At 63.8% G+C, this 22383-nt stretch carries 19 protein-coding genes; 11 read left to right on the top strand and 8 right to left on the bottom strand.

What is annotated here, in order from left to right:
• Positions 1–4: 4 nt before the first annotated feature.
• Positions 5–862, bottom strand: a complete 858-nt coding sequence (locus PF66_RS22340; RefSeq protein ID WP_054063860.1) for a LysR substrate-binding domain-containing protein — start codon at positions 860–862, stop codon at positions 5–7.
• Positions 863–976: 114 nt separating this feature from the next.
• Here PF66_RS22340 and PF66_RS22345 point away from each other — a divergent pair, with 114 nt between their 5' ends.
• Together PF66_RS22345 and phnX are read left to right on the top strand one after the other, a co-directional pair.
• Entirely contained in the window at positions 977–2131 is a 1155-nt protein-coding gene (locus PF66_RS22345) for a 2-aminoethylphosphonate--pyruvate transaminase (RefSeq protein ID WP_054063861.1), read from the top strand.
• A gap of 10 nt (positions 2132–2141) precedes the next feature.
• Complete coding sequence (gene phnX, locus PF66_RS22350; RefSeq protein WP_054057396.1) at positions 2142–2969, top strand: phosphonoacetaldehyde hydrolase; 828 nt, start codon at positions 2142–2144, stop codon at positions 2967–2969.
• 251 nt (positions 2970–3220) lie between these two features.
• Here the strand turns inward: phnX and PF66_RS22355 are convergent, their stop codons facing one another.
• Positions 3221–3778 (bottom strand): NADPH-dependent FMN reductase, encoded by a 558-nt coding sequence (locus PF66_RS22355; RefSeq protein WP_054063862.1) that lies wholly within the window; start codon positions 3776–3778, stop codon positions 3221–3223.
• 219 nt (positions 3779–3997) lie between these two features.
• Here PF66_RS22355 and PF66_RS22360 point away from each other — a divergent pair, with 219 nt between their 5' ends.
• Both PF66_RS22360 and PF66_RS22365 read left to right on the top strand, forming a co-directional pair.
• On the top strand, positions 3998–4234 hold the full coding sequence (locus PF66_RS22360) for a hypothetical protein (RefSeq protein WP_054057394.1): 237 nt from the start codon (positions 3998–4000) through the stop codon (positions 4232–4234).
• A 99-nt stretch (positions 4235–4333) separates the two neighbouring features.
• Entirely contained in the window at positions 4334–5230 is an 897-nt protein-coding gene (locus PF66_RS22365) for a LysR substrate-binding domain-containing protein (RefSeq protein WP_054063863.1), read from the top strand.
• A 3-nt stretch (positions 5231–5233) separates the two neighbouring features.
• Here PF66_RS22365 and PF66_RS22370 read toward each other — a convergent pair whose 3' ends face one another.
• The 5 genes from PF66_RS22370 to PF66_RS22390 form a co-directional block, all read right to left on the bottom strand.
• Entirely contained in the window at positions 5234–5806 is a 573-nt protein-coding gene (locus PF66_RS22370) for a GNAT family N-acetyltransferase (RefSeq protein ID WP_054063864.1), read from the bottom strand.
• Between the two features lie 19 nt (positions 5807–5825).
• The gene (locus PF66_RS22375) at positions 5826–8081 is read right to left on the bottom strand and encodes an Orn/Lys/Arg decarboxylase N-terminal domain-containing protein (RefSeq protein WP_054063865.1); all 2256 of its coding nucleotides are present in this window, start codon (positions 8079–8081) and stop codon (positions 5826–5828) included.
• A gap of 117 nt (positions 8082–8198) precedes the next feature.
• Entirely contained in the window at positions 8199–8939 is a 741-nt protein-coding gene (dnaQ, locus tag PF66_RS22380; protein WP_054057390.1) for a DNA polymerase III subunit epsilon, read from the bottom strand.
• The gene (gene rnhA, locus PF66_RS22385) at positions 8932–9384 is read right to left on the bottom strand and encodes a ribonuclease HI (protein WP_054057389.1); all 453 of its coding nucleotides are present in this window, start codon (positions 9382–9384) and stop codon (positions 8932–8934) included. Before rnhA ends, dnaQ begins: the two co-directional genes overlap by 8 nt.
• A gap of 118 nt (positions 9385–9502) precedes the next feature.
• Positions 9503–10261: a class I SAM-dependent methyltransferase gene (locus PF66_RS22390; protein WP_054063866.1), complete on the bottom strand. Its 759-nt coding sequence runs from the start codon at positions 10259–10261 to the stop codon at positions 9503–9505.
• A gap of 74 nt (positions 10262–10335) precedes the next feature.
• Here PF66_RS22390 and gloB point away from each other — a divergent pair, with 74 nt between their 5' ends.
• From gloB to PF66_RS22425, 7 genes are all read left to right on the top strand, one after another.
• Entirely contained in the window at positions 10336–11115 is a 780-nt protein-coding gene (gene gloB, locus PF66_RS22395; protein ID WP_054057889.1) for a hydroxyacylglutathione hydrolase, read from the top strand.
• A 100-nt stretch (positions 11116–11215) separates the two neighbouring features.
• Positions 11216–12628, top strand: coding sequence for a LysM peptidoglycan-binding domain-containing protein (locus PF66_RS22400; protein ID WP_054063867.1), 1413 nt, complete (start codon positions 11216–11218; stop codon positions 12626–12628).
• 267 nt (positions 12629–12895) lie between these two features.
• Positions 12896–14725 carry an extracellular solute-binding protein gene (locus tag PF66_RS22405; protein ID WP_054057847.1) on the top strand — a complete coding sequence of 610 codons (1830 nt, stop codon included), beginning with the start codon at positions 12896–12898 and terminating at the stop codon, positions 14723–14725.
• Entirely contained in the window at positions 14722–16569 is a 1848-nt protein-coding gene (locus tag PF66_RS22410) for an extracellular solute-binding protein (RefSeq protein WP_054063868.1), read from the top strand. The genes PF66_RS22405 and PF66_RS22410 overlap by 4 nt, the downstream gene beginning before the upstream one ends.
• 1 nt (position 16570) lies before the next feature.
• Positions 16571–17644, top strand: coding sequence for a microcin C ABC transporter permease YejB (locus PF66_RS22415; protein ID WP_054057849.1), 1074 nt, complete (start codon positions 16571–16573; stop codon positions 17642–17644).
• A 1-nt stretch (position 17645) separates the two neighbouring features.
• Positions 17646–18665: an ABC transporter permease gene (locus PF66_RS22420; protein ID WP_054057850.1), complete on the top strand. Its 1020-nt coding sequence runs from the start codon at positions 17646–17648 to the stop codon at positions 18663–18665.
• A 1-nt stretch (position 18666) separates the two neighbouring features.
• A complete protein-coding gene (locus tag PF66_RS22425) occupies positions 18667–20277 on the top strand; it encodes an ABC transporter ATP-binding protein (protein WP_054057851.1) in 1611 nt (536 codons plus the stop codon).
• Between the two features lie 203 nt (positions 20278–20480).
• On the opposite strand, the gene PF66_RS22430 is transcribed toward PF66_RS22425, so the two are convergent.
• A complete protein-coding gene (locus tag PF66_RS22430) occupies positions 20481–22340 on the bottom strand; it encodes a SurA N-terminal domain-containing protein (protein ID WP_054063869.1) in 1860 nt (619 codons plus the stop codon).
• Between the last annotated feature and the right edge of the window lie 43 nt (positions 22341–22383).

The raw sequence follows: 22383 nt of genomic DNA on the forward strand, positions 1-22383 counted from the left end.
GGGATCACGCCAGCAGCCCGAGAAACGCCTGGATCAGGCGCAACTCGGTACGCCGCTCCAGGCAACCGACCATGTGCCGGTTGCGCAGGCCGTCGCCGATCAGCGGCACGGCCCTGACCCTCGGGTCGTGGCTGACCTCCAGCGAGGAAACGATCCCCAGCCCCAGGTCGGCGGCCACCGCTTCGGTCACCGCTTCACGACTGTCCAGCTCCAGCAGCACCCGCGGATGCACCCCGGCCAGGCCACACGCCTGGTCGAAGGTCCGCCGGGTGATCGACGAAGGTTCGCGCAGCACCATGATCATCTGGTCCAGGCGTTGCAGCGCGATACCCTCGGGTTCGTCCTGCCAGGGATGACCGGCCGGCACCAGCACACAGATCCGCGATTCGTTCAAGGCCTGCAGATGCAGGCCCTTGCGCGGCTCGACTTCGGTCAGCACCGCGACATCGGCATGTTCGGCGAGCAACGCCGCCAGGGTTTCCTGGGCATTGCCCAGCCGCAGGTTGACGGTGACCCCCGGATAACGCTCGCGCAGCCGGGCGAGCATCGGCATCACCAGGTGCGGGCCATCCGCCGCGACCTCCAGGCGCCCGGTCAGCAACTGGCGGTTGGCTTCGAGCATGACCCGCGCCTCTTCGGCCAGGCCGAACATTGCCCGGGTGATCGCCGCCAGCCGGGTGCCCTGCTCCGTCAACTCCACCCGCCGTGCCGTCCGGCGCAGCAACGTGACCTGGTAATGCTCCTCCAGGGCCTTGATATGCCCGGTGACCGCCGGCTGGCTGATGAACAGCCGGGCGGCGGCACGGGTAAAACTGCCCTCGCGGGCCACGGCATCGAATGCACGGAGTTGGAACAGGTTCATTGTCATCGGCCTCACTGATAGCTCGCATAACAACAAACAATTTGATTGATGACAAGGCAAACCGCAACGTATGCCGTGTATCCCGTCAATGATCAGCGCTGCAAGGAAATCCCCATGAGTACCGCCCCCCTCCTGCTGACTCCCGGCCCGCTCACCACCTCGGCCCGTACCCGCCAGGCGCTGTTGCTGGACTGGGGCTCGTGGGACGAGCGCTTCAACCGGCTGACCGCCAGCGTCTGCGAACGCCTGCTGGCCATTGTCAACGCTGCCGACAGCCATCACTGCGTGCCGTTACAGGGCAGCGGGACCTTTGCCGTGGAGGCCGCCATCGGTACCCTGGTGCCCCGCGACGGCAAAGTGCTGGTGCTGGTCAATGGCGCCTACGGCAAGCGCCTGGCGAGCATCTGCTCGGTGCTGGGCCGGGCCTTCTGCACCCTCGAAAGCGCCGAGGACCAGCCGAGCGACGCGGCCGAGGTCGAACAGCGACTGCTCGCCGACCCGGCGATCACCCATGTCGCGCTGATCCACTGCGAAACCGGCACCGGCATCCTCAACCCGCTGGAGCCGATCGCCGAGGTCGTCGCCCGCCATGCCAAACGCCTGATCATCGACGCCATGAGTTCCTTCGGCGCCTTGCCCATCGACGCCCGGCTGGTGCCGTTCGATGCCCTGATCGCCGCCTCCGGCAAATGCCTGGAAGGCGTGCCGGGCATGGGCTTCGTATTGGCCCACAAGGCCAGCCTGGCCGAGGCCGGTGGCAACTCGCATTCGCTGGCGCTGGATCTGCATGACCAGCAGACCTACCTGGCACGCACCGGCCAGTGGCGCTTCACGCCGCCGACCCATGTGGTCGCCGCCCTGCATGAGGCCTTGCAGCAATATGCCGAGCAGGGCGGCCAGCCGGCGCGCCTGCGACGCTATGCCGACAACTGCCAGGTGCTGCTCGAGGAACTCGGCAAGCTCGGCCTGCGCAGTTTCCTGCCGGAAGCGATCCAGGCACCGATCATCGTCACCGTGCATGCACCACAGGACCCGCACTATGAGTTCAAGGCGCTTTATGAGCGGGTCAAGGCCAAGGGCTTCATCCTTTATCCGGGCAAGCTGACCGAGGTCGACACCTTCCGCGTCGGCTGCATTGGCGACATCACCCGCCACCACCTGCAGGCCGCGGTCCAGGCCATCGGCGAGGCCCTGCACGAGATGGGCGTGGCGACCTTGCGCGTGCCGGGCGTTGCCACGCCCACCCTGAACAGCCACTTCCGTGCTTGAGGCAACCACCATGAACTACACCCGACCAACCCGGCTGCAAGCGGCCATCCTCGACTGGGCCGGCACCGTCGTCGACTTCGGCTCGTTCGCCCCCACCCAGATCTTCGTCGAAGCCTTCGCCGAGTTCGACGTGCAGGTCTCCATCGACGAGGCGCGCGGACCGATGGGCATGGGCAAGTGGGATCACATCCGCACCCTGTGCAACCAGCCACAGATCGCCGAGCGCTACCGCAAGGTGTTCGGCCGTACGCCCAGGGATGTGGATGTGACGCAGATCTACCAGCGCTTCATGCCCTTGCAGATCGAAAAGATCGCCGAGCATTCGGCGCTGATTCCCGGCGCACTCGAGACCATCGCCGAACTGCGCCGACAGGGGCTGAGGATCGGTTCGTGTTCCGGCTACCCGGCCCAGGTGATGGCCAAGGTGGTCGAGCTGGCGGCCAGCAAGGGCTATGTGGCCGACCATGTGGTGGCCACCGATGAAGTGCCCAACGGCCGCCCCTGGCCGGCCCAGGCATTGGCGAACGTGATTGCCCTGGGCATCGATGACGTCGCCGCTTGCGTGAAGGTGGACGATACGGTTCCGGGCATTCTCGAAGGCCGCCGCGCGGGCATGTGGACGGTGGCCCTGGTCTGCTCCGGCAACGCCCTGGGGCTGGACTACGAGGCCTACCAGGCACTGGACAGCGCCAGCCTGGCGGCCGAGCGCCAGCGCATCCATGGCTTGTTCGAAGGCTCCCGCCCCCACTACCTGATCGACACCATCAACGAGTTGCCGCAGGTGATTGCGCAGATCAACCAGCGGTTGGCGAACGGGGAGATGCCACAGGCCTGCTGATTTCCAGTAACGGCCTGAATCGCTAAACGCTTCGCGGATGAACCGGACCGCCGACACCCAGAGGGTTACACCCGTGTGGTAGGAGCGGCCGGCCGACGCTCGGTTGCCCGCGAAGCTTCTGGCGCATTCAAGACCGCCTTCGCTGGCCCCATCGGGACTTGTGGCGTTCACCAGGTTTGCGCTCCCCCCAATACCCCGCGGGAGCCGGCGATCCGGCGCTCCGATTTATCCGCGAAAGGGCCCTTGAGCCATCAGGCCTTCTGGTGCTGCTCCACCCACTGCCCATAGGCATTGATGAAGCCCTGCAGGAACGGCCTGCTCTGCTCCGACAACTTGCCCGTCTTATCGAACGCACTGCCCGCCCCGCCGAAATAGGCCTCCGGCTGCTGCATGCAAGGCACGTTGAGAAACACCAGCGACTGGCGCAAATGGTGGTTGGCGCCGAAGCCGCCAATCGCCCCCGGCGATACGCTGATCACCGCCCCCGGCTTGCCGCTCCAGGCGCTTTTGCCGTAAGGCCGCGAACCGACGTCGATGGCATTCTTCAGCGGGGCGGGCACCGAACGGTTGTACTCCGGGGTCACGAACAACACCGCATCGGCCGCGGCAACCTGCTCGCGGAAAGTGGTGTAGGCCGCCGGCGGCGTGCCATCGATATCCTCGTTATACAGCGGAAGGTCGCCGATCTCGACAATCCTCAGCTTCAGATTGGCCGGTGCCAACTCGGCCAGGGCCAGGGCCACCTTGCGGTTGATCGACTCTTTTCTCAGGCTGCCAACCAGCACAGCGACGGTATGGACATTACTCATGGGCACTCCTGATACGTGGGACAAGGGAGCTTTAGGTATAGATGATCAGCCGCGACCAATGTCAGATTTTTTCCCAGCACAACGCAGGATATGGCCCCTTGCCAACGCTGTAACCGGCAGGATCGGCCGACTATTTTTTTCCCGGGACAAAACTTCCCGGAGCCGGGCAAGGTCTACAGAACCGCAAATCGGCAGTTAATTTCCAGAGGTTCAATACAGATGGCTGCAGTACTCGTCGGACAATTTCATGCACGGGACGCGGAAGGACGCGTGTACTCCGTGCATGAGTTCCAGGAATCCATGCCTTCGGAGGGAGGCCTGGCCGGCACGGAGCCCGTCACCACCTACAAACTGGCCATTGGCGATCGGGTCAATAAACTCGACGACAACGAGTTCCTGCTGGTCCAGTCGGGCATCACCCTGATTCGCGAGCCCGATACACTTCCCACCCCTTGATGGCGCATGGCTGAACGCACGGTGACCTGCAGTCTTGCAGGCCAACTTGGGGTAGGATCAGTCCACTGACCTCCTCCGTGCGGGACATGGACTTCAAGCATGCGTCTACGCCATATCGAAGCAATCCAGGCCATCCTGCAGACCGGCAACCTCGGCCCCGCCGCCGAGTTGCTGCAACTGCCGGCGTCCACGCTCAGTGCCACCCTGCAGGAGGCCGAGCAGCAACTGGGCTTCCTGTTGTTCGCCACGGTGCGCGGGCGTATGCAGGCGACGCGTGAAACCCGCGAGCTGCAACCGCAGATCAGCCACCTGTACCGGGAACTGGAACCGTTGCGGCGCCTGGCCGCGGAGTTGCGCCAGCATCAGGCGCCGCCCCTGCGGGTGACCTGCACCCCGACGCTCGCCCAGCATCTGCTGCCGCAAGGCATCGCCGCCCTGCGCCGACGCTTTCACGACACCCCTTGCACCCTGGCCAGCCAGCACACCCGCGACATCGTCCGCAGCCTGCTGTTGCGCGAGATCGAACTGGGCCTGAGCCTGCACGATCCCGAACATCCGCAGATCCGCTGCGAGGCGCTGGCCCAGGGCAAGCTGCAACTGCTCGCCCCCCACGGCTGGTTGCAACCCAGGCAGAAGTACATCTCCCTGCAGGATCTGGCGGGTCAATCGATGATCGGCCTGGAACAGCAGGACACCCTCAGCCTGCTGCTCGACAGCAAGCTGCAGGGCCTGCGCCCGCCCCCCCAGGTGCAGACGCGGGTACAGACCTACCAGATGATGCGCAGCATGGTCGAGGCCGGCGAAGGCCTGGCGATCGTCGACCCGTTCACGGCGGTGGGGGCCAGGGATGGCGGGCTGGATGTCTGCCCGCTATCGCCGGCCATCCCCATCACCCTGTATGCCCTGACCCTCGGGGAGCGCGAGCCATCACCCGCGCAGAAGGCCCTGCTGGAAATCATCGGCGAAAAGGCCGCGGCCATGCTGGCGCCGACCTGACCGTCAGATCTGCGGCGCGAACAGCAGGTACCAGAACAGCGCCACTTCGCGGGTCTGGGCGTCGATCCCGCGGTAACGCAGGTGGTCCATCCCACCCAGCACGTAGCCGCAACGCTCGTACAGGCGACAGGCGCCCAGGTTGTTGTTCTGGGTTTCCAGCATCACCCCCGACAGGTTCTTCCTCTGGCTCCAGAAGCGCACCTCGTCGAGCAGGGCCCTGGCCACGCCGTGACGCCGCGCACGGGCATCCACCGCCAGTTCGTCGACATGGGCAAAGCCGTTCCAGTTGGTGCTGACCACCACATGTCCGGCAGGCCGGCCATCGAGGTAGGCCATGAAGATCGCACTGTCCGCCTTGCCGCGGTAGCTGGCGAATTCCTCGGGATCGATGCCATAGCACTTGCGGTAGGGAGCCACGGTGCTCAGGGGCCACTGCTCGACCTTGCGGCCCATCTCGGCGCGGCCATAGGCCCTGACCTCGAAGCTGAAATCGCTGCCCCAGATGTACTCGGAGAAGCCCTCGTCGGCCACCCGGACCGAGACTTCAGGGTCTTTCGGGTTCATGACTAAATGCATAGGGCGAACTGTCCTGTCCTCATTCCTTGATGCAATCGACGGTATAGCAGCGGCCATCACCGTTGTCTTCATGTTGCAGGCCGTGCACATCCGCGACGAAACCGGGGAAACCGCTGTCGAACGCCCGGGCAAAGGCCAGGTAGTCGATGATCGAACGGGTCGCCTCGGTAAAACGTTCGCCCGGCATGATCAGCGGAATACCCGGCGGATAGGGTACCAGCATGACCGCCGCGACCCGCCCCTGCAACGCATCGATCGACACCGCCTCGACCTCGCCACGGACCAGCCGATCATAGGCATCGGCGGGTTTCATGGCGACCTCGGGCAGTACCGTGTACATGCGCTTGAGATGCCTGGCCGTGGCATTGCTGCGATAACAGCCATGCAGTTGGTCGCATAGGTCGCGCAGGCCCATGCCCTGGTAACGTTGCGGCCCCTGCCGGGCCACCGAGGGCAGGCAACTGGCCAGGCTGACATTGGCGTCGTAGTTGCGCTTGAACTCCAGCAACTCCGTAAGCAGCGTGCTCCATTTGCCCTTGGTGATCCCCATCGAGAACAGCACCAGGAACGAATAGAGACCGGTCTTCTCCACCACCAGCCCGCGCTCCCAGAGAAACTTGCTGACCACCGCCGCCGGAATGCCATGCTCGCCCAGGGCACCGCCGGCGGTGAGCCCCGGCATCACCAGGGTGACCTTGATCGGATCGAGCAACACATAGTCCTCGGCAACGTCACCGAAACCATGCCAGTCGGCCTGCGGTTCGAGCAGCCAGTCGGCGGTCTCGACCCTGTCGATGCCTTCCACCCGCGGCGCCTGCCAGATGCTGAACCACCAGTCATCGGCGGCAATGTGCTGGCGCAGATTGGCCAGGGCGCGGCGAAAACTCAGCGCTTCATCGAACATTTCCTGGAGCAGCGAGCGTCCCGCCGGCCCTTCCATCATGGCCGAGGCCACGTCCAGGGAAGCGATGATGCTGTATTGCGGCGAAGTGGAGATGTGCATCATGAACGCTTCGTTGAAACGGTCGCGGTCCAGCTGTCGCGCCCCGCCATCCTGGACATGGATCATCGAGGCCTGGCTGAAGGCCGCGAGCAGCTTGTGGGTCGAGTGGGTGGTGAACACCAGCGGGCTGTCCGCAGTGCGCGTGGTGCCCATGCCATAGCGCCCGGCAAAGAATTCATGGAAAGCCGCATAGGCATACCAGGCTTCGTCGAAATGCAGGACCTCGACGCTGCTGCCCAGGCTCTGCTTGATCAGTTCGGCGTTGTAGCAGAGGCCGTCGTAGGTCGAGTTGGTCACCACCGCCAGCTTCACCCGGGGTAGGCGCCCACGGGTGAGCGGGCTGGCGTCGATCTTTGCCTGGATCGACTCGTGGCTGAATTCGCTCAGGGGAATCGGGCCGATGATCCCCAGCTCATTGCGCTCCGGACACAGGTACAGCGGAATCGCGCCGGTCATGATGATCGAATGCAGCACCGACTTGTGGCAGTTGCGGTCCACCAGCACCAGGTCATCCCGGCCGACCATCGAATGCCAGACGATCTTGTTCGCGGTGGAGGTGCCATTGATCACGAAGAACGTGTGGTCGGCACCGAAGTTGCGTGCGGCACGGGCTTCGGCCTCGGCCAGCGGGCCGGTATGGTCCAGCAGCGAACCCAGCTCCGGCACGGAGACCGACAGGTCGGAACGCAGGGTGTTCTCTCCGAAGAACTGGTGAAACGCCTGCCCCACCGGACTCTTGCGGTAGGCCACACCCCCGCCGTGGCCGGGCGTGTGCCAGGAATAGTTGGAATCGGCGGTGTGCTGCACCAGCGCCCGGAAAAACGGTGGCAGCAGGCCATCCAGGTAGTTGCGCGCCGCCCGGGCGACTTGCCGGGACAGGAACGGTACGGTGTCTTCGAACAGGTAGAGAATGCCGCGCAGCTGGTTGAGCTCGCTCATGGCATCGGCCGGTGCATTTTCAAGGGTGACCTGCTCGCCCAGGGCGAAGATCGGCAGGTCGGGAGCGCGGACCCGCGCCAGGCGGATCAACTCGACCATGTTCTGCAGCAGGTGGGTGTTTTCCCCGGCGCCCTCGGCGGCGATCAGCAGGCAGGCCAGGCCATGATGGGTCGAGGCGACCAGGCGGCCCTCGGCGTAATCGACAGCGCAGAAAACGCTGAAACCGTCCTGTTCGAGCTCTTTGGCGATTCCCCGTACCCGATCCCCGGCGACCGTGTCCGCCTTGATGTCGCGGTGCACGATCAGGATCGGAAACTTCAAATCCTTGTACATGGGTTTTTCAATCCTGAAGCGACGGGACACCGCCCGTCTGTTCCTTCAGGGTAGAAGCTGTTTGTCCTACATGTGAAGTGAAACAAGAGAAAGGAGATCTCTTGTAACAAACAACCCCTACTGCGCTGCAGCTTCCGCCAGTTGTGTCCAGAGCGCCGGTGCGCCGGCGGACTTGGCAATGATCTCCAGGCGCGCCTGGTGCTCGGCCAGTTCGCTCTCGCTGGCACGGATGATCCGGCCCGGCTTGCGCTCGGCCGACAGCCGACGGATTTCACTGGCCTGGCCAGCTCCACCTTCGGCACCGTCGCCGCTGTTGCCGGCCAGGGACAGGCTGGTCTGGCCACCGGTCATGGTCAGGTAGACGTCGGCGAGAATCTCCGAGTCGAGCAAGGCGCCGTGCAGTTCACGGCCGGAGTTGTCGACGCCGTAGCGCTTGCACAAGGCATCGAGGCTGTTGCGCTGTCCCGGATGGCGCTCCCGGGCCATCAGCAGGGTGTCGAGAATGCTGCAATGCTGGCTGATATCGGCGCGGTCGTGCTGCCCCAGCAGGGCGAACTCGTTGTTGATGAAGCCAACGTCGAACGCCGCGTTGTGGATGATCAGTTGCGAGCCCTTGATGAACTCGAAGAACTCGTCGGCCACCTCGGCAAAGCGCGGCTTGCCGATCAGGAACTGGTCGGTGATACCGTGGACGCCGATCGCCCCCTCGTCGCTTTCGCGGTCCGGTTGCAGATAGACGTGGAAATGCCGCCCGGTCAGGCGGCGGCCGATGATCTCGACGCAACCGATCTCGATGATCCGGTGGCCGTCGGTCACCGGCATACCGGTGGTTTCGGTATCGAGTACCACACTACGCATGCTTGACTCCTCGCACTTCATCCACACCGCGGTTGGCCAGTTGGTCGGCGCGTTCGTTGCCCGGGTGGCCGACGTGCCCGCGTACCCATTTCCATTTCACGTTGTGGCGGTTGACCTGCTCGTCGAGCTGCTGCCACAGGTCGGCATTTTTCACCGGCTCCTTGGCCGCGGTTTTCCAGCCGCGCTTCTTCCAGTTGGTCATCCACTCGGTGATGCCTTTCATCACGTACTGGGAGTCGGTCACCAACAGCACTTCACACGGCCGCTTGAGCTCTTCCAGCCCACGAATCGCGCCCAGCAGTTCCATGCGGTTGTTGGTGGTATTGGCCTCGCCGCCCCAGAGTTCTTTCTCTACCCCCTTGAAGACCAGCAGTGCGCCCCAGCCGCCCGGGCCGGGGTTGCCCTTGCAGGCGCCATCGGTGAAGAGTTCAACGGTATCGCTCATACAACCTTTCCATCGAAAAATGCCCTGTGGGCCATCGGCGACTGGCCGATGGCGCCCGGACCGGCAAGACCGGCCCGCGAAAGAAAACTGCCCGGGTTGCAGGTGAAGGCCCGCGGTATCAGGGCTCGCTGGGCCGCCGGTTGACCTTGGCCAGCGGCAGCGGCACCAGTTTGCCGACCGGTTCGCGTCGCACCTGCTGGACCGGCCGCAGGCCGATCATGATCTTGCGGGCGACCAATAGATAGAAGCCGCCACCGGCCAGTTGCCAGCGACCGGCGACACGTTCCCAGCCCGCCAGCCGCGCCTGCCAGGCAGGTGAAGCCAGCGGCGGACGATAGCACCCGAAGCGACGTTTCTCCAGCGCGAAGCCCAGCAGGTTGAGCCAGTCGGCGACCCGCGAGGGCGAAATGCAGCGGGCCTGGCGCAGGGCATCGTGGGCGAACACATGCCGCAGCCCCCAGGCGCTCCAGGGGTTGATCCCGACGATCAGCAGGTGCCCGCCGGGCCGCACGCTGGCCGCCGCTTCGCGCAGCAGGCCATGGGGCGACAGGCAGAAATCCAGGCCATGCTGCAGCACCACGACATCCGCCGCGTGCTCGCTCAGCGGCCACGCCCGTTCGTCGCAAACGATCTCCACACCCGGCAACGGCGCCCCCAGGCGCACGTTGCGGCGCACCTGCTGCGCTTGCGGCGGGTTCTCGGCCGATGGCCCGTAATGGACCAGGTAACCGCCGAAGTAACGCCCGAGTTCCTCGTCGAGCATGCGCCGCTCTTCATCGAGCAGCAGTTGCCCCAGCGGCCCGGACAACCAGTCACGGGCCGCGCTGACCAGTGCCAGCCAGTCAGGATCGGCCTGAGCGAACGCTTTATCGGTCATTGTCTGCTCCAACTCGCCATGAGCCATACCAGCCTCTAAGATGCGCCAATGTTTTCCGCTTGGCGACCTCCAACATGATACAGATCGATGCACTGCCCGCCTTCACCGACAACTATATCTGGCTGCTGCGCGACGATGCGCAACGGCGCTGCTCGGTGGTCGACCCGGGTGACGCGGCACCGGTGCTGGCCTGGCTGGAAGCGCATCCGGGCTGGCGACTGGACGACATCCTGATCACTCACCACCACCATGACCATGTCGGCGGTATCGAACGCCTGAAGCAGGCCACCGGTGCCCGCGTGCTCGGCCCGGCCCACGAGAACATCCCGGGCCGGGACGTGGCGCTGCAGGACAACGACCGGATCAGCGTACTCGATCGGCCATTCCAGGTGCTGGCCGTGCCCGGCCACACCCTGGGGCATATCGCCTTCTATCAGGCGAATGAGGAAACGCCGCTGCTGTTCTGCGGCGACACGCTGTTCGCCGCCGGCTGTGGACGCCTGTTCGAGGGCACGGCCGAGCAGATGCACGCGTCCCTGAGCCGGCTGGCGGCCCTGCCGGCCAACACTGCGGTGCACTGTACCCATGAATATACCCTGGGCAACCTGCGCTTCGCCCAGGCCGTCGAGCCGCAAAATCCGGATATCGCCGCGCGACTGGAACAGGTCGGCCAGTGGCGTGCCGAAGGGCGGATCAGCCTGCCGTCGAACCTGGCCCTGGAACTGCGCACCAACCCATTCCTGCGGGTCGGCGAAACATCTGTTAAAGAAAAAGCGGACGAACGGAACGGCCGCGACAACCGGTCGCCGAGTGAGGTTTTTGCTGCCCTGCGGGCCTGGAAAGACCAGTTCTGAGGCACGGCGGTGGGCGGTTCGGGCAGGCTCGATAGTTGACCGGACCCTGAGCGCTTTCTAGAATCGCCCGACATTTTTGCCCGGAACTACCTTCCAGCCAATGTCGTCACCTAACCGCAAACCCATCAATTCAGGCACATTGACGCAATTGGCTCAGGCGGTCGCCGTGGCTGTGTCCGCCACTTTGGCGGGTTGCCAGGGCTTTCATCATCCCTCGGACAACGGCAACGAACCGACGCCGAATCTCAACGTCCGGCTCAAGCAGAAACCGATATGGGCCGGCGAGAAAGCCAACCCGACGCCGCCACAGGATGTCTGGGAGCGCATGCGCCAGGGCTTCAAGCTGCAGGACGGCCTGGGCGTGAACCCACGCATCGAGCAGCAGCGGCTGTGGTTCGCCAGCAACCCGTCGTTCCTGGAAAACGCCAGCGAACGCGGCACACTCTATATCCATTACATCGTCGAACGTCTCGAAGAACGCAACATGCCGCTGGAGCTGGCGCTGCTGCCGGTCATCGAGAGTGCCTACAACCCGATGGCCTATTCCCGAGCCGATGCGGTCGGCCTCTGGCAGTTCATTCCCTCCACCGGGCGCAACTTCAACCTGCGCCAGGACCGTTTCTATGATGGGCGCCGCGATATCACCGCCTCGACCATCGCGGCGCTGAACTACCTGACCCGCCTGCACGACATGTTCAACGGTGACTGGCTGTTGGCCATGGCCGCCTACAATGCCGGCGAAGGCACGGTCAGCCGGGCCATCGAGCGTAACGAAAAGCTCGGCCTGCCCACCGACTACTGGAACCTGCCGCTGCCCCAGGAAACCCGTGACTACGTGCCCAAGCTGCTGGCCCTGTCCCAGGTGGTGATGTCGCCGGAAGCCTATGGTGTGAACCTCAACCCGATCGCCAACGAACCCTACTTCGCCAGCGTCGAGGTCAACCAGCCGCTGGACCTTTCCCGGGTCGCGGCACTGGCCGAGATCGACGAGGACGAAATGATCCAGCTGAACCCGGCCTACAAGCAGAAGGCGACCCTCGACGGGCCGCAGCACCTGCTGGTGCCGAGCTCCAAGGCGCAGTTGCTGACCGCCAGCCTGTCGAACCTCAAGCCCGAGGAACTGGTGAGCATGCGGCCGAAGAAGCCGGTTTTCGAGAACGTCGCCAGCAATGGCCCGGCTCGCCTGAACCGTCGCTACAAGGTCAGGAACGGCGACAGCCTGTCGTCGATCGCCAAGGCCAACAAGGTCGATGTCAAGGAACTGCAGCGCTGGAACAAGCTGTCCGGGCACAAGCTGAAGGTCGGCCAGACCCTGGTGATGGAGGACAACGTCCGCGCCTCGGTCAGCAGGAAGCCAGCGACCCCCACGACCTACAAGGTGCAGAAAGGCGACTCCCTTTATATTGTCGCCAAGCGTTTCAACGTTGAAATGCAGCACCTCAAGCGCCTCAACCCGCGTACCGGCCAGGCCCTCAAGCCAGGGCAGATCCTCACGGTTTCCCAGCCGCGCTGATCACCCATCACCAAGGCACCTGTGTATGAGTGAACTGTAGGCTGGGGGAGCCGGATTCATCCGCGAAGCTTTTAGGGGCCTCAAGGGCCATTCGCGGATAAACCGGGGCGCCGGACCGGCGGCTCCCACAGGGGTTTGTGAAGAGTCAACCATGGCGGATAGCCAGCAAGTCCGTTCCGACAAAAGTAGCGGCCTTTTTCCTGCCGATACAAGCTGTTAAGGTAAGATCCATAGAGCCCAAGCAGTCTGGACCGGATCCCTGAGCTGATGCGTCCCCTCCTCCCGTTCTTCATCAGCCTGGCCTTGAGCTTCCCCGCAAGCGCGACAATCAGCGAAAGCCACGGTTATGCGCAGTTCGGTACGCTCAAGTACCCCGCCAGGTTCACCCACTTCGACTGGGTCAACGCCGATGCGCCCAAGGGTGGCACCTTGCGGGTCATGGCCTTCGGTACCTTCGACACGCTCAACCCCTACACCTTCAAGGGCACCAGCCCGGTGTCGACGCCGAACTTCCTGCAGTATGGCGTCAACGAACTGAACGAAACCCTGATGGTCGGCACCGGCCAGTATGCGCCGTCCGGCGACGAGCCGACGTCCAGCTACGGGCTGATCGCGCAAACGGTGGAGTACAGCGAGGATCGCAGTTGGGTGGTGTTCAACCTGCGCCCCGAGGCGCGTTTTCACGACGGAACGCCGATCACCGCCTATGACGTGGCGTTTTCCTATCGACTCCTGCTCAAGGAGGGGCACCCGCAATACCGCACCAGCCTGCAGGAAGTGTCGCGGGTCGATGTGCTCGGGCCGCAGCGGATCCGCTTCGTCTTCAAGCGTTCAGGCAACCCGCTGCTGATCCTGCGCCTGGGTGAGCTGCCGGTGCTGCCGCAACACTACTGGCAAGGCCGCGACTTCAAGGCCACCACCTTCGAGCCGCCACTGGGCAGCGGCCCCTATCGCATCACTCGGGTCCAGCCGGGCCGGCAACTGGTATTCGAACGGGTGAAAAACTGGTGGGGCGAGAACCTGCCGGTCAATCGCGGCAAGTACAACTTCGACCGGGTCGAGGTCGAGTTCTACCGGGACAGCGATGTCGCCTTCGAGGCCTTCAAGGCCGGTGAATTCGATATCTACATCGAGCATCAGGCCAAGAACTGGGCCAGTGGCTACAGCTTTCCCGCCGTGCTGCGCGGCGACGTGATCAAGGCACAGATCGCCCACCAGATCCCGACTCAGACCCAGGGCCTGTTCATGAACAGCCGCCGCAGCGCCTTCGCCGAGGACAAGGTGCGCGAGGCCATCGGCCTGATGTTCGATTTCGAGTGGACCAACCGCACGCTGTTCAACAATGCCTATCAGCGGGCCATGAGCTACTACCCCAACAGCGAGTTTTCCGCCAGCGGGCTGCCGGTCGGGAAGGAGTGGCTGCTGCTCTCGCCCTATCGCGAGCAGTTGCCCGCCGCCCTGTTCACCCAACCCTTCAGCCTGCCGCGCACCGATGGCCGCGGCATTCCCCGCGAAACCATGCGCCGCGCCCTGGGGCTGCTCGCGCAGGCCGGCTGGAAGCTGGACGGTCAACGCCTGGTTAACGGTGCCGGGCAGCCGCTGCACTTCGAAATCCTGCTGGTCAACCCGAACCTCGAGCGGATTCTCCAGCCTTATGTCGAAAACCTTGCCAGTATTGGCGTGGACGCCCACCTGAGAACCGTGGATCGTGCCCAGTACAAACAGCGCCTGGATCAGTTCGATTTCGACATGATCCTGATGACCCTCGACCAGACGCTCAGCCCCGGCCTGGAACAATGGCAGTACTTCCACTCCAGCCAGGCAACCGTCAAGGGCAGCAAGAACTACGCCGGCGTCGCCAACCCGGTGGTCGACCGCCTGCTCGAAGCCCTGCTGGCCGCACAGTCACGGGACGAGCAACTGGCCGCCGGCCGCGCCCTGGACCGGGTGCTGCTGTGGCAGCACTACATGATTCCCAACTGGTACCTCAACTATCACCGCCTGGCCTACCGCAACCGGTTCGCCTTCGTCACCACGCCGCCATACACCCTGGGCCTGAGCGCCTGGTGGATGAAAGCTTCGGAGAAAGCCCAATGATGCCCTTGCGCGCCCTACTGCTCTGTGCCGGTGGCCTGCTGTCGATCGGTATGACCGGTTTCGCCGGCGCCGCACCACAACATGCCCTGACCCTTTACGACGAACCGCCGAAATACCCCGCCGACTTCAAGCACGTCGACTTCGTCAACCCCGATGCGCCCAAGGGCGGTACCTTCCGCGAGTCGGCCTCCGGCAGCTTCGACAGCCTCAACCCGTTCATCAATAAGGGCGTGCCGGCCGACGGCATCGGCATGATCTACGACACCCTGGCCCGCCAGGGCCTGGACGAACCCTTTACCGAGTACGGACTGGTCGCCGGCAAGATCGAGAAAGCCCCCGACAATAGCTGGGTACGCTTCTACCTGCGGCCCGAGGCGCGTTTCCACGATGGCCACCCGATGCGCGCCGAGGACGTGGTGTTCAGCTTCGAAACCCTGATCAAGGACGGCGCCCCGCTCTACCGAGCCTACTATGCCGATGTCGCCGAGGTGGTCGCCGAGGACCCGCTGCGGGTGCTGTTCAAGTTCAAGCACACCAACAACCGCGAGCTGCCACTGATTCTCGGCCAGTTGCCGGTATTGCCCAAGCACTGGTGGGCCACCCGCGACTTCAACAAGGGCAACCTGGAATTCCCCCTCGGCAGCGGGCCGTACAAGCTCGCCGAGGTCAAGGCCGGACGCTCGGTACGCTACGAGCGGGTCAAGGACTACTGGGCCAAGGACCTGCCGATCAACCGCGGGTTCTACAACTTCGATGTGATGACCACCGACTACTACCGCGACAGCAGCGTCGCCCTCGAAGCTCTCAAGGCCGGGCAGTTCGACTACTGGCTGGAAATGAGCGCGAAGAACTGGGCCAATGCCTACAACACCCCGGCCGTGGCCCAGGGACGGCTGATCAAGGAACAGATTCCCAACGGCAACCCGACCGGCATGCAGGGTTTCGTCTACAACCTGCGCAAGCCGATGTTCCAGGACGTGCGCGTGCGCGAGGCGTTGAGCCTGCTGTTCGACTTCGAGTGGAGCAACAAGCAGTTGTTCAACGGTGCCTATACCCGCACCCGCAGCTATTTCGAGAACTCGGAGATGGCCGCCACCGGCCTGCCGGACAAGGCGCAACTGGCAATCCTCGAACCGCTGCGCGGCAGGATTCCCGACCAGGTATTCAACCAGGCCTACCAGCCGCCGGTGTGCGACGGCAGCGGGATGATCCGCGACCAGCAACGCCGCGCCTACCAACTGCTGCTCGACGCCGGCTGGCATATCGTCGACGATCGGATGGTCGATACCGAGGGCAAGCCGGTGCGCATCGAGTTCCTGCTGGCCCAGACCGATTTCGAACGGGTGCTGCTGCCGTTCAAGCGCAACCTCGGCGACCTGGGGATCGACCTGGTGATTCGCCGGGTCGATGTCTCCCAGTACATCAACCGCCTGCGCTCGCGGGACTTCGACATGGTCGTCGGCAGCTTCCCGCAGTCGAGCTCGCCCGGTAACGAACAGCGCGAATTCTGGATGTCAGCCAGTGCCGACAAGCCCGGCAGCCGCAACTTCATGGGGCTCAAGGACCCGGCCGTGGACACCCTGGTGGAACAGTTGATCAATGCCGACTCAAGGCAGAGCCTGGTCGACCACGCCCGGGCGCTGGACCGGGTGCTGCAGTGGGGCTTCTACGTGATCCCGAACTGGCACATCAAGACCTGGCGTATTGCCTACTGGGATCATGTCGCCCATCCGAGAGTCTCGCCGACCTACGATGTCGGCACCTCCACCTGGTGGATCAAGCCGGACGCAAAACCGGTGGCTTCGCCGGAAAACACCAACGGCACCGGCGCGGGGCAACCATAAGATGCTGGCTTACATTCTACGGCGACTGCTGCTGATCATCCCGACCCTGTTCGGCATCCTCCTGATCAACTTCGTGATCATCCAGGCCGCCCCGGGTGGCCCGGTAGAGCAGATGATCGCCAAGCTCGAAGGTTTCGACGGTGCCACCAGCCGGATCGCCGGCGGCGGCTCGGAGGTCTCGGTGGCCGGTTCCAGCTATCGCGGGGCGCAGGGCCTGGACCCGGCACTGATCAAGGAAATCGAGCACATGTACGGCTTCGACAAGTCGGCGCCGGAACGCTTGTGGATCATGATCAGAAACTACGCGACCCTGGATTTCGGCGACAGCTTCTTTCGCGACGCCAAGGTCATCGACCTGATCAAGGAGAAAATGCCGGTATCGATCTCCCTTGGCCTGTGGAGCACGCTGATCATGTACCTGGTGTCGATTCCCCTGGGCATCGCCAAGGCGACCCGGCATGGCAGCCACTTCGACGTCTGGACCAGTTCGGCGATCATCGTCGGTTACGCGATCCCGGCGTTCCTGTTCGCCATCCTGCTGATCGTGGTGTTTGCCGGCGGCAGCTACCTGAACTGGTTCCCCCTGCGCGGGCTGACCTCGGGCAACTTCGACCAGTTGAGCCTGTTCGGCAAGGTCTGCGACTACTTCTGGCACCTGGCCCTGCCCGTCACCGCCCTGGTGATCGGCAACTTCGCGACCATGACGCTATTGACCAAGAACAGCTTCCTCGACGAGATCAACAAGCAGTACGTGATCACCGCCAGGGCCAAGGGCCTGACGCAACGTCGCGTGCTCTACGGCCACGTGTTCCGCAACGCCATGCTGCTGGTGATCGCCGGCTTTCCCGCGGCCTTCATCGGCATCTTCTTCACCGGCTCGCTGCTGGTGGAAGTGATCTTCTCCCTCGACGGCCTGGGCCTGATGAGCTTCGAGGCGGCGATCAACCGCGACTACCCGGTGGTCTTCGGCACGCTGTTCATCTTCACCCTGCTGGGCCTGGTGATGAAACTGATCGGCGACCTGACCTATACCCTGGTCGACCCACGTATCGACTTCGAACATCGGGAGCATTGAGATGCAGCTTTCCCCCCTCAATCGCCGACGCTTCGAGCGTTTCAAGGCCAACAAGCGCGGCTGGTGGTCCCTGTGGCTGTTCCTCGGGCTGTTCGTCATCAGCCTCGGCGCCGAGCTGATCGCCAACGACAAGCCGCTGGTGGTGCACTATGACGGCGGCTGGTATTTCCCCGCCCTCAAGCGCTACCCGGAAACCACCTTCGGCGGCGAGTTCCCGCTGGAGGCCAACTACAAGAGCCCGTACATCCGCGAACTGCTCAAGGCCAAGGACGCCTGGGTGCTGTGGGCGCCGATCCCCTTCAGCTACCAGAGCATCAACTACGACCTCAGGGTGCCGGCCCCCGCCCCGCCCTCGGCCGACAACCTGCTGGGCACCGATGACCAGGGCCGCGACGTGCTGGCGCGGGTGATCTACGGCTTCCGCATCTCGGTGCTGTTCGCCCTGACCCTGACGGTCCTCAGTTCGATCATCGGCGTGGTCGCCGGCGCCCTGCAGGGCTTCTACGGCGGCTGGGTCGACCTGGCCGGCCAGCGCTTCCTGGAAATCTGGTCCGGCCTGCCGGTGCTCTACCTGCTGATCATCCTCGCCAGTTTCGTCCAGCCCAACTTCTGGTGGCTGCTGGGGATCATGCTGCTGTTTTCCTGGATGAGCCTGGTGGATGTGGTCCGCGCCGAGTTCCTCCGTGGCCGCAACCTCGAGTACGTAAGGGCGGCCCGGGCGCTGGGCATGCAGAACGGCGCGATCATGTTCCGCCATATCCTGCCCAATGCCATGGTCTCGACCATGACCTTCATGCCGTTCATTCTCACCGGCGCCATCGGTACCCTAACCGCCCTGGACTTCCTCGGCTTCGGCCTGCCACCGGGGGCGCCATCGCTCGGCGAGCTGGTGGCCCAGGGCAAATCCAACCTGCAGGCGCCCTGGCTGGGTATCAGTGCGTTCGCCGTGCTGGCGATCATGCTCAGCCTGCTGGTGTTCATCGGCGAGTCCGCCCGCGATGCCTTCGATCCGAGGAAATGAGATGAATCAGGACAATCTGATCGAAATACGCGACCTCGCCGTGGAGTTCGTCGTTGGCGAACAGCGCCAACGGGTGGTCGAAAACGTCAGCTTCGATATCCGTCGCGGCGAGACCCTGGCCCTGGTCGGCGAGAGCGGCTCCGGCAAGTCGGTGACCGCACACTCGATCCTGCGCCTGCTGCCCTACCCGCTCGCGCACCACCCCAGCGGCAGCATCCAGTACGCCGGCCAGGACATGCTGACACTCAAGGAAAAGACCCTGCGGCACATTCGCGGCAACCGTATCGCGATGATCTTCCAGGAGCCGATGACCTCGCTGAACCCGCTGCACTCGATCGAGAAGCAGATCAACGAAGTCCTCGCCATCCACAAGGGCCTGACCGGCAAGGTCGCCACCCAACGCACCCTGGAGCTGCTGGAACTGGTCGGCATACCCGAACCGCACAAACGCCTCAAGGCGCTGCCACACGAGCTCTCCGGCGGCCAGCGGCAGCGGGTGATGATCGCCATGGCCCTGGCCAACGAGCCGGAGCTGCTGATTGCCGATGAGCCGACCACGGCGCTGGACGTCACCGTGCAACTGAAGATCCTCGACCTGCTCAAGGAACTGCAGGCGCGCCTGGGCATGGCCCTGCTGCTGATCAGCCATGACCTCAACCTGGTGCGGCGGATCGCCCACCGGGTGTGCGTGATGCAGCAGGGGCGCATCGTCGAGCAGGCCGACTGCGAAGCGTTGTTCAGCCAACCGCAGCATCCGTATACCTGCGAACTGCTCAGCGCCGAACCGAGCGGCGCACCCGCGGCCAATCCGGTGGGTGCACCGCTGCTGGAAATCGAGGACCTGAAGGTCTGGTTCCCCATCCGCAAGGGTCTGCTGCGGCGTACCGTCGATCACGTCAAGGCGGTGGACGGCATCAACTTCAGCCTGCCCCAGGGCCAGACCCTGGGGATCGTCGGCGAGAGCGGTTCGGGCAAGTCGACTCTGGGCCTGGCCATCCTGCGGCTGATCGGCAGCCAGGGCGCCATCCGCTTCGAGGGCCAGGCGCTGGACAGCCTGTCCCAGCAACAGGTACGGCCGTTGCGGCGGGAGATGCAGGTGGTGTTCCAGGACCCGTTCGGCAGCCTCAGCCCGCGCATGTGCGTCAGCGAGATCGTCGGTGAGGGCCTGCGCATCCACAAGATCGGCACCCCGGCCGAACAGGAACAGGCGATCATCGCCGCCCTGAAGGAAGTCGGCCTCGACCCGCAGACCCGCCACCGCTATCCCCACGAGTTCTCCGGAGGCCAGCGGCAGCGGATCGCCATCGCCCGGGCCCTGGTGCTCAAGCCGGCGCTGATCCTGCTCGACGAGCCAACCTCGGCCCTGGATCGCACCGTACAGCGCCAGGTGGTCGAGCTGCTGCGTTCGCTGCAGGTCAAGTACAACCTGACCTACCTGTTCATCAGCCATGACCTGGCGGTGGTCAAGGCACTGAGCCACCAGTTGATGGTGGTCAAGCACGGACAGGTGGTGGAGCAAGGGGATGCACGGGAGATCTTCGAGGCGCCGCAACACCCCTATACCCGGCAATTGCTGAAGGCTGCGTTTCTTACACCCGAGAAGGCCTCGTAGGCCTGCTCGGGCCCCTTCGCGGGCAAGCCCTGCTCCTACAGGATCAGTGTCGCTCTCAGTTTCCACATACGACACAAAACTGTAGGAGCAGGGCTTGCCCGCGAAGAGGCCGGACACCGCGCCACAGCATCTGGATTGACAGAAACAGGAAGGCCGCTCGATTGAGCGGCCTTCCTGTTTACGGCAGAACGGTATCAGCGACTTCAGAAGCGCTTGATTTCCGCTTCGCTTTCCAACTGCTTGCGATACGCGGCGAAGTCCTGCTGGCCGATACGCGAAGCGAGGAAGCGACGGTAGGATGCCTTCTCCTGATCGGTCGGCGCAGCACCTTCGTTGACGCCGCTCAGGCGCACGATGACCAGGTTGCCATCAGCGAGGGTCACGGTGTCGAAGGTCGGCTTGTCCTTGGCCGCAGGCTTTGGCATGCGGAACAGGGCCTGCAGCACCGCAGGATCGACACCTTCCTGGCCACGGGTGACGGCTTCCTGGACCTTCCAGGACTGACCGGCCGGCACCGCCTTGCCTTCACGCAGGCTGGCGATCAGTTCGTCGGCCTTGACCTTCGCCGCCGCGGTGGCGTGCTCCTTGGTCAGTTGCTTGCGAATGCTCGCATCGACACTTTCCAGCGGCAGTTGCTCCGGCTTGCGGTGCTCCTTGGCGCGCAGGACGATGACAGTGTCCGGGTCCAGGTCGATGGCGCTGCTGTTGGCACCCTCATCCAGAACCTCCGGGCTGAACGCGGCGGTCACCACGGCACGGTTGGCCGCAATGCCTTCGCCGCCTTCACGACCGAACGGCGCGGTGGTCTGTACCTTCAGGTTCAGGTCCTGGGCTGGCTGGGCCAGGTCGGAAGCCTCGAACGACGAGTCCTCGAGCTGCTTGGTCGCCTCGACGAAACGCTGCTCGACCTGCTGGGCCTTCAGCTCGCGGGTCAGCTTGTCCTTGAGGCTGGCGAAGGTCGGCACTTCAGGTGCCTCGACGCCCAGCAGCTTGATCAGGTGGTAGCCGAACTCGCTGCGTACCGGGCCCGATACCTGCCCCTTGTTCAAGGCATACAGCGCCTTTTCGAAAGCCGGATCGTAGACGTCAGGGCCGGCGAAACCGAGGTCACCGCCATTGTTGGCCGAACCCGGGTCCTGGGAGAACTGCTTGGCCAGGGCCGCGAAGTCCTCACCCTTGGCCAGGCGCTGCTGAATCTCCTCGATCTTCGCCTTGGCCTGGGCATCGGTGACCTTGTCGTTCACTTCGATCAGGATGTGCGCCGCACGACGCTGTTCGGCCAGGTTCGAGGTTTCCTTCTTGTACAGGGCCTGCAGGTCCTCGTCCTTGACGCTGACCTGGTCGAAGAAGGAAGACTTCTTCAGCTCCAGATAGTCCACGACCACCTGGTCCGGCGTCATGAATTCCTTGGCGTGCTTGTCGTAGTAGGCCTTGACCTCGTCATCGGTCAGCTTGACTGCAGCCGGGTCGCTCTTGACGGTCAGGGAGGAGAAATCACGGGTCTGCTTCTCCAGGCGGGCGAACGCCAGCACCTGGTTGTCAGTCACGAAACCGCTGCCCGCCAGACCGGCGCGTACCTGGCCAATGAGCATTTCCTGAGCCAGCATCTGGCGGAACTGCATCCGGCTGTAGCCCAGTTGGCGAATCACCTGGTCGAAACGATCGGAATTGAATTTGCCATCCACCTGGAATTCAGGCGTCAGCAGGATGACCTGGTCCAGCGCCGCTTCGGAGAAGGCGAATTTCGATTTCTCGGCGCCTTGCAACAGCAGCTTGCGATCGATCAGCCCCTTGAGAGCCGATTCGCGGAGCATTTTTTCATCCAGCAGCGATGGGTCGAAATCCTTGCCCAGTTGCTGCATCAGCTGGCGACGTTGCATGTCGACGGCCTGGCTCAGCTCGTTCTGGGTGATTTCCTCACCATTGACCTTGGCCGCGTCCTGACTGGTGGAGGTGGCCCGGAAAATGGCATCGAAACCGGTCAGCGCCATCAACAGAACGATGACCCCGATAATGGTCTTGGCAATCCAGCCTTGTGAATTGTCCCTGATATTTTGCAGCATGCGTCCCCCAGAAACGGTTGAACCTCAAGAATGGACAACCGTG

Origin of the sequence: Pseudomonas asplenii (assembly GCF_001293465.1) — a bacterium.
Lineage (GTDB): Bacteria > Pseudomonadota > Gammaproteobacteria > Pseudomonadales > Pseudomonadaceae > Aquipseudomonas > Aquipseudomonas fuscovaginae_B.

What these genes read in the sequence shown, in the direction of transcription:
- PF66_RS22340 (WP_054063860.1), bottom strand. Translation starts at nt 862, where the DNA reads ATGAACCTGTTCCAACTCCGTGCATTCGATGCCGTGGCCCGCGAGGGC.
- PF66_RS22345 (WP_054063861.1), top strand. Translation starts at nt 977, where the DNA reads ATGAGTACCGCCCCCCTCCTGCTGACTCCCGGCCCGCTCACCACCTCG.
- phnX (WP_054057396.1), top strand. Translation starts at nt 2,142, where the DNA reads ATGAACTACACCCGACCAACCCGGCTGCAAGCGGCCATCCTCGACTGG.
- PF66_RS22355 (WP_054063862.1), bottom strand. Translation starts at nt 3,778, where the DNA reads ATGAGTAATGTCCATACCGTCGCTGTGCTGGTTGGCAGCCTGAGAAAA.
- PF66_RS22360 (WP_054057394.1), top strand. Translation starts at nt 3,998, where the DNA reads ATGGCTGCAGTACTCGTCGGACAATTTCATGCACGGGACGCGGAAGGA.
- PF66_RS22365 (WP_054063863.1), top strand. Translation starts at nt 4,334, where the DNA reads ATGCGTCTACGCCATATCGAAGCAATCCAGGCCATCCTGCAGACCGGC.
- PF66_RS22370 (WP_054063864.1), bottom strand. Translation starts at nt 5,806, where the DNA reads ATGCATTTAGTCATGAACCCGAAAGACCCTGAAGTCTCGGTCCGGGTG.
- PF66_RS22375 (WP_054063865.1), bottom strand. Translation starts at nt 8,081, where the DNA reads ATGTACAAGGATTTGAAGTTTCCGATCCTGATCGTGCACCGCGACATC.
- dnaQ (WP_054057390.1), bottom strand. Translation starts at nt 8,939, where the DNA reads ATGCGTAGTGTGGTACTCGATACCGAAACCACCGGTATGCCGGTGACC.
- rnhA (WP_054057389.1), bottom strand. Translation starts at nt 9,384, where the DNA reads ATGAGCGATACCGTTGAACTCTTCACCGATGGCGCCTGCAAGGGCAAC.
- PF66_RS22390 (WP_054063866.1), bottom strand. Translation starts at nt 10,261, where the DNA reads ATGACCGATAAAGCGTTCGCTCAGGCCGATCCTGACTGGCTGGCACTG.
- gloB (WP_054057889.1), top strand. Translation starts at nt 10,336, where the DNA reads ATGATACAGATCGATGCACTGCCCGCCTTCACCGACAACTATATCTGG.
- PF66_RS22400 (WP_054063867.1), top strand. Translation starts at nt 11,216, where the DNA reads ATGTCGTCACCTAACCGCAAACCCATCAATTCAGGCACATTGACGCAA.
- PF66_RS22405 (WP_054057847.1), top strand. Translation starts at nt 12,896, where the DNA reads ATGCGTCCCCTCCTCCCGTTCTTCATCAGCCTGGCCTTGAGCTTCCCC.
- PF66_RS22410 (WP_054063868.1), top strand. Translation starts at nt 14,722, where the DNA reads ATGATGCCCTTGCGCGCCCTACTGCTCTGTGCCGGTGGCCTGCTGTCG.
- PF66_RS22415 (WP_054057849.1), top strand. Translation starts at nt 16,571, where the DNA reads ATGCTGGCTTACATTCTACGGCGACTGCTGCTGATCATCCCGACCCTG.
- PF66_RS22420 (WP_054057850.1), top strand. Translation starts at nt 17,646, where the DNA reads ATGCAGCTTTCCCCCCTCAATCGCCGACGCTTCGAGCGTTTCAAGGCC.
- PF66_RS22425 (WP_054057851.1), top strand. Translation starts at nt 18,667, where the DNA reads ATGAATCAGGACAATCTGATCGAAATACGCGACCTCGCCGTGGAGTTC.
- PF66_RS22430 (WP_054063869.1), bottom strand. Translation starts at nt 22,340, where the DNA reads ATGCTGCAAAATATCAGGGACAATTCACAAGGCTGGATTGCCAAGACC.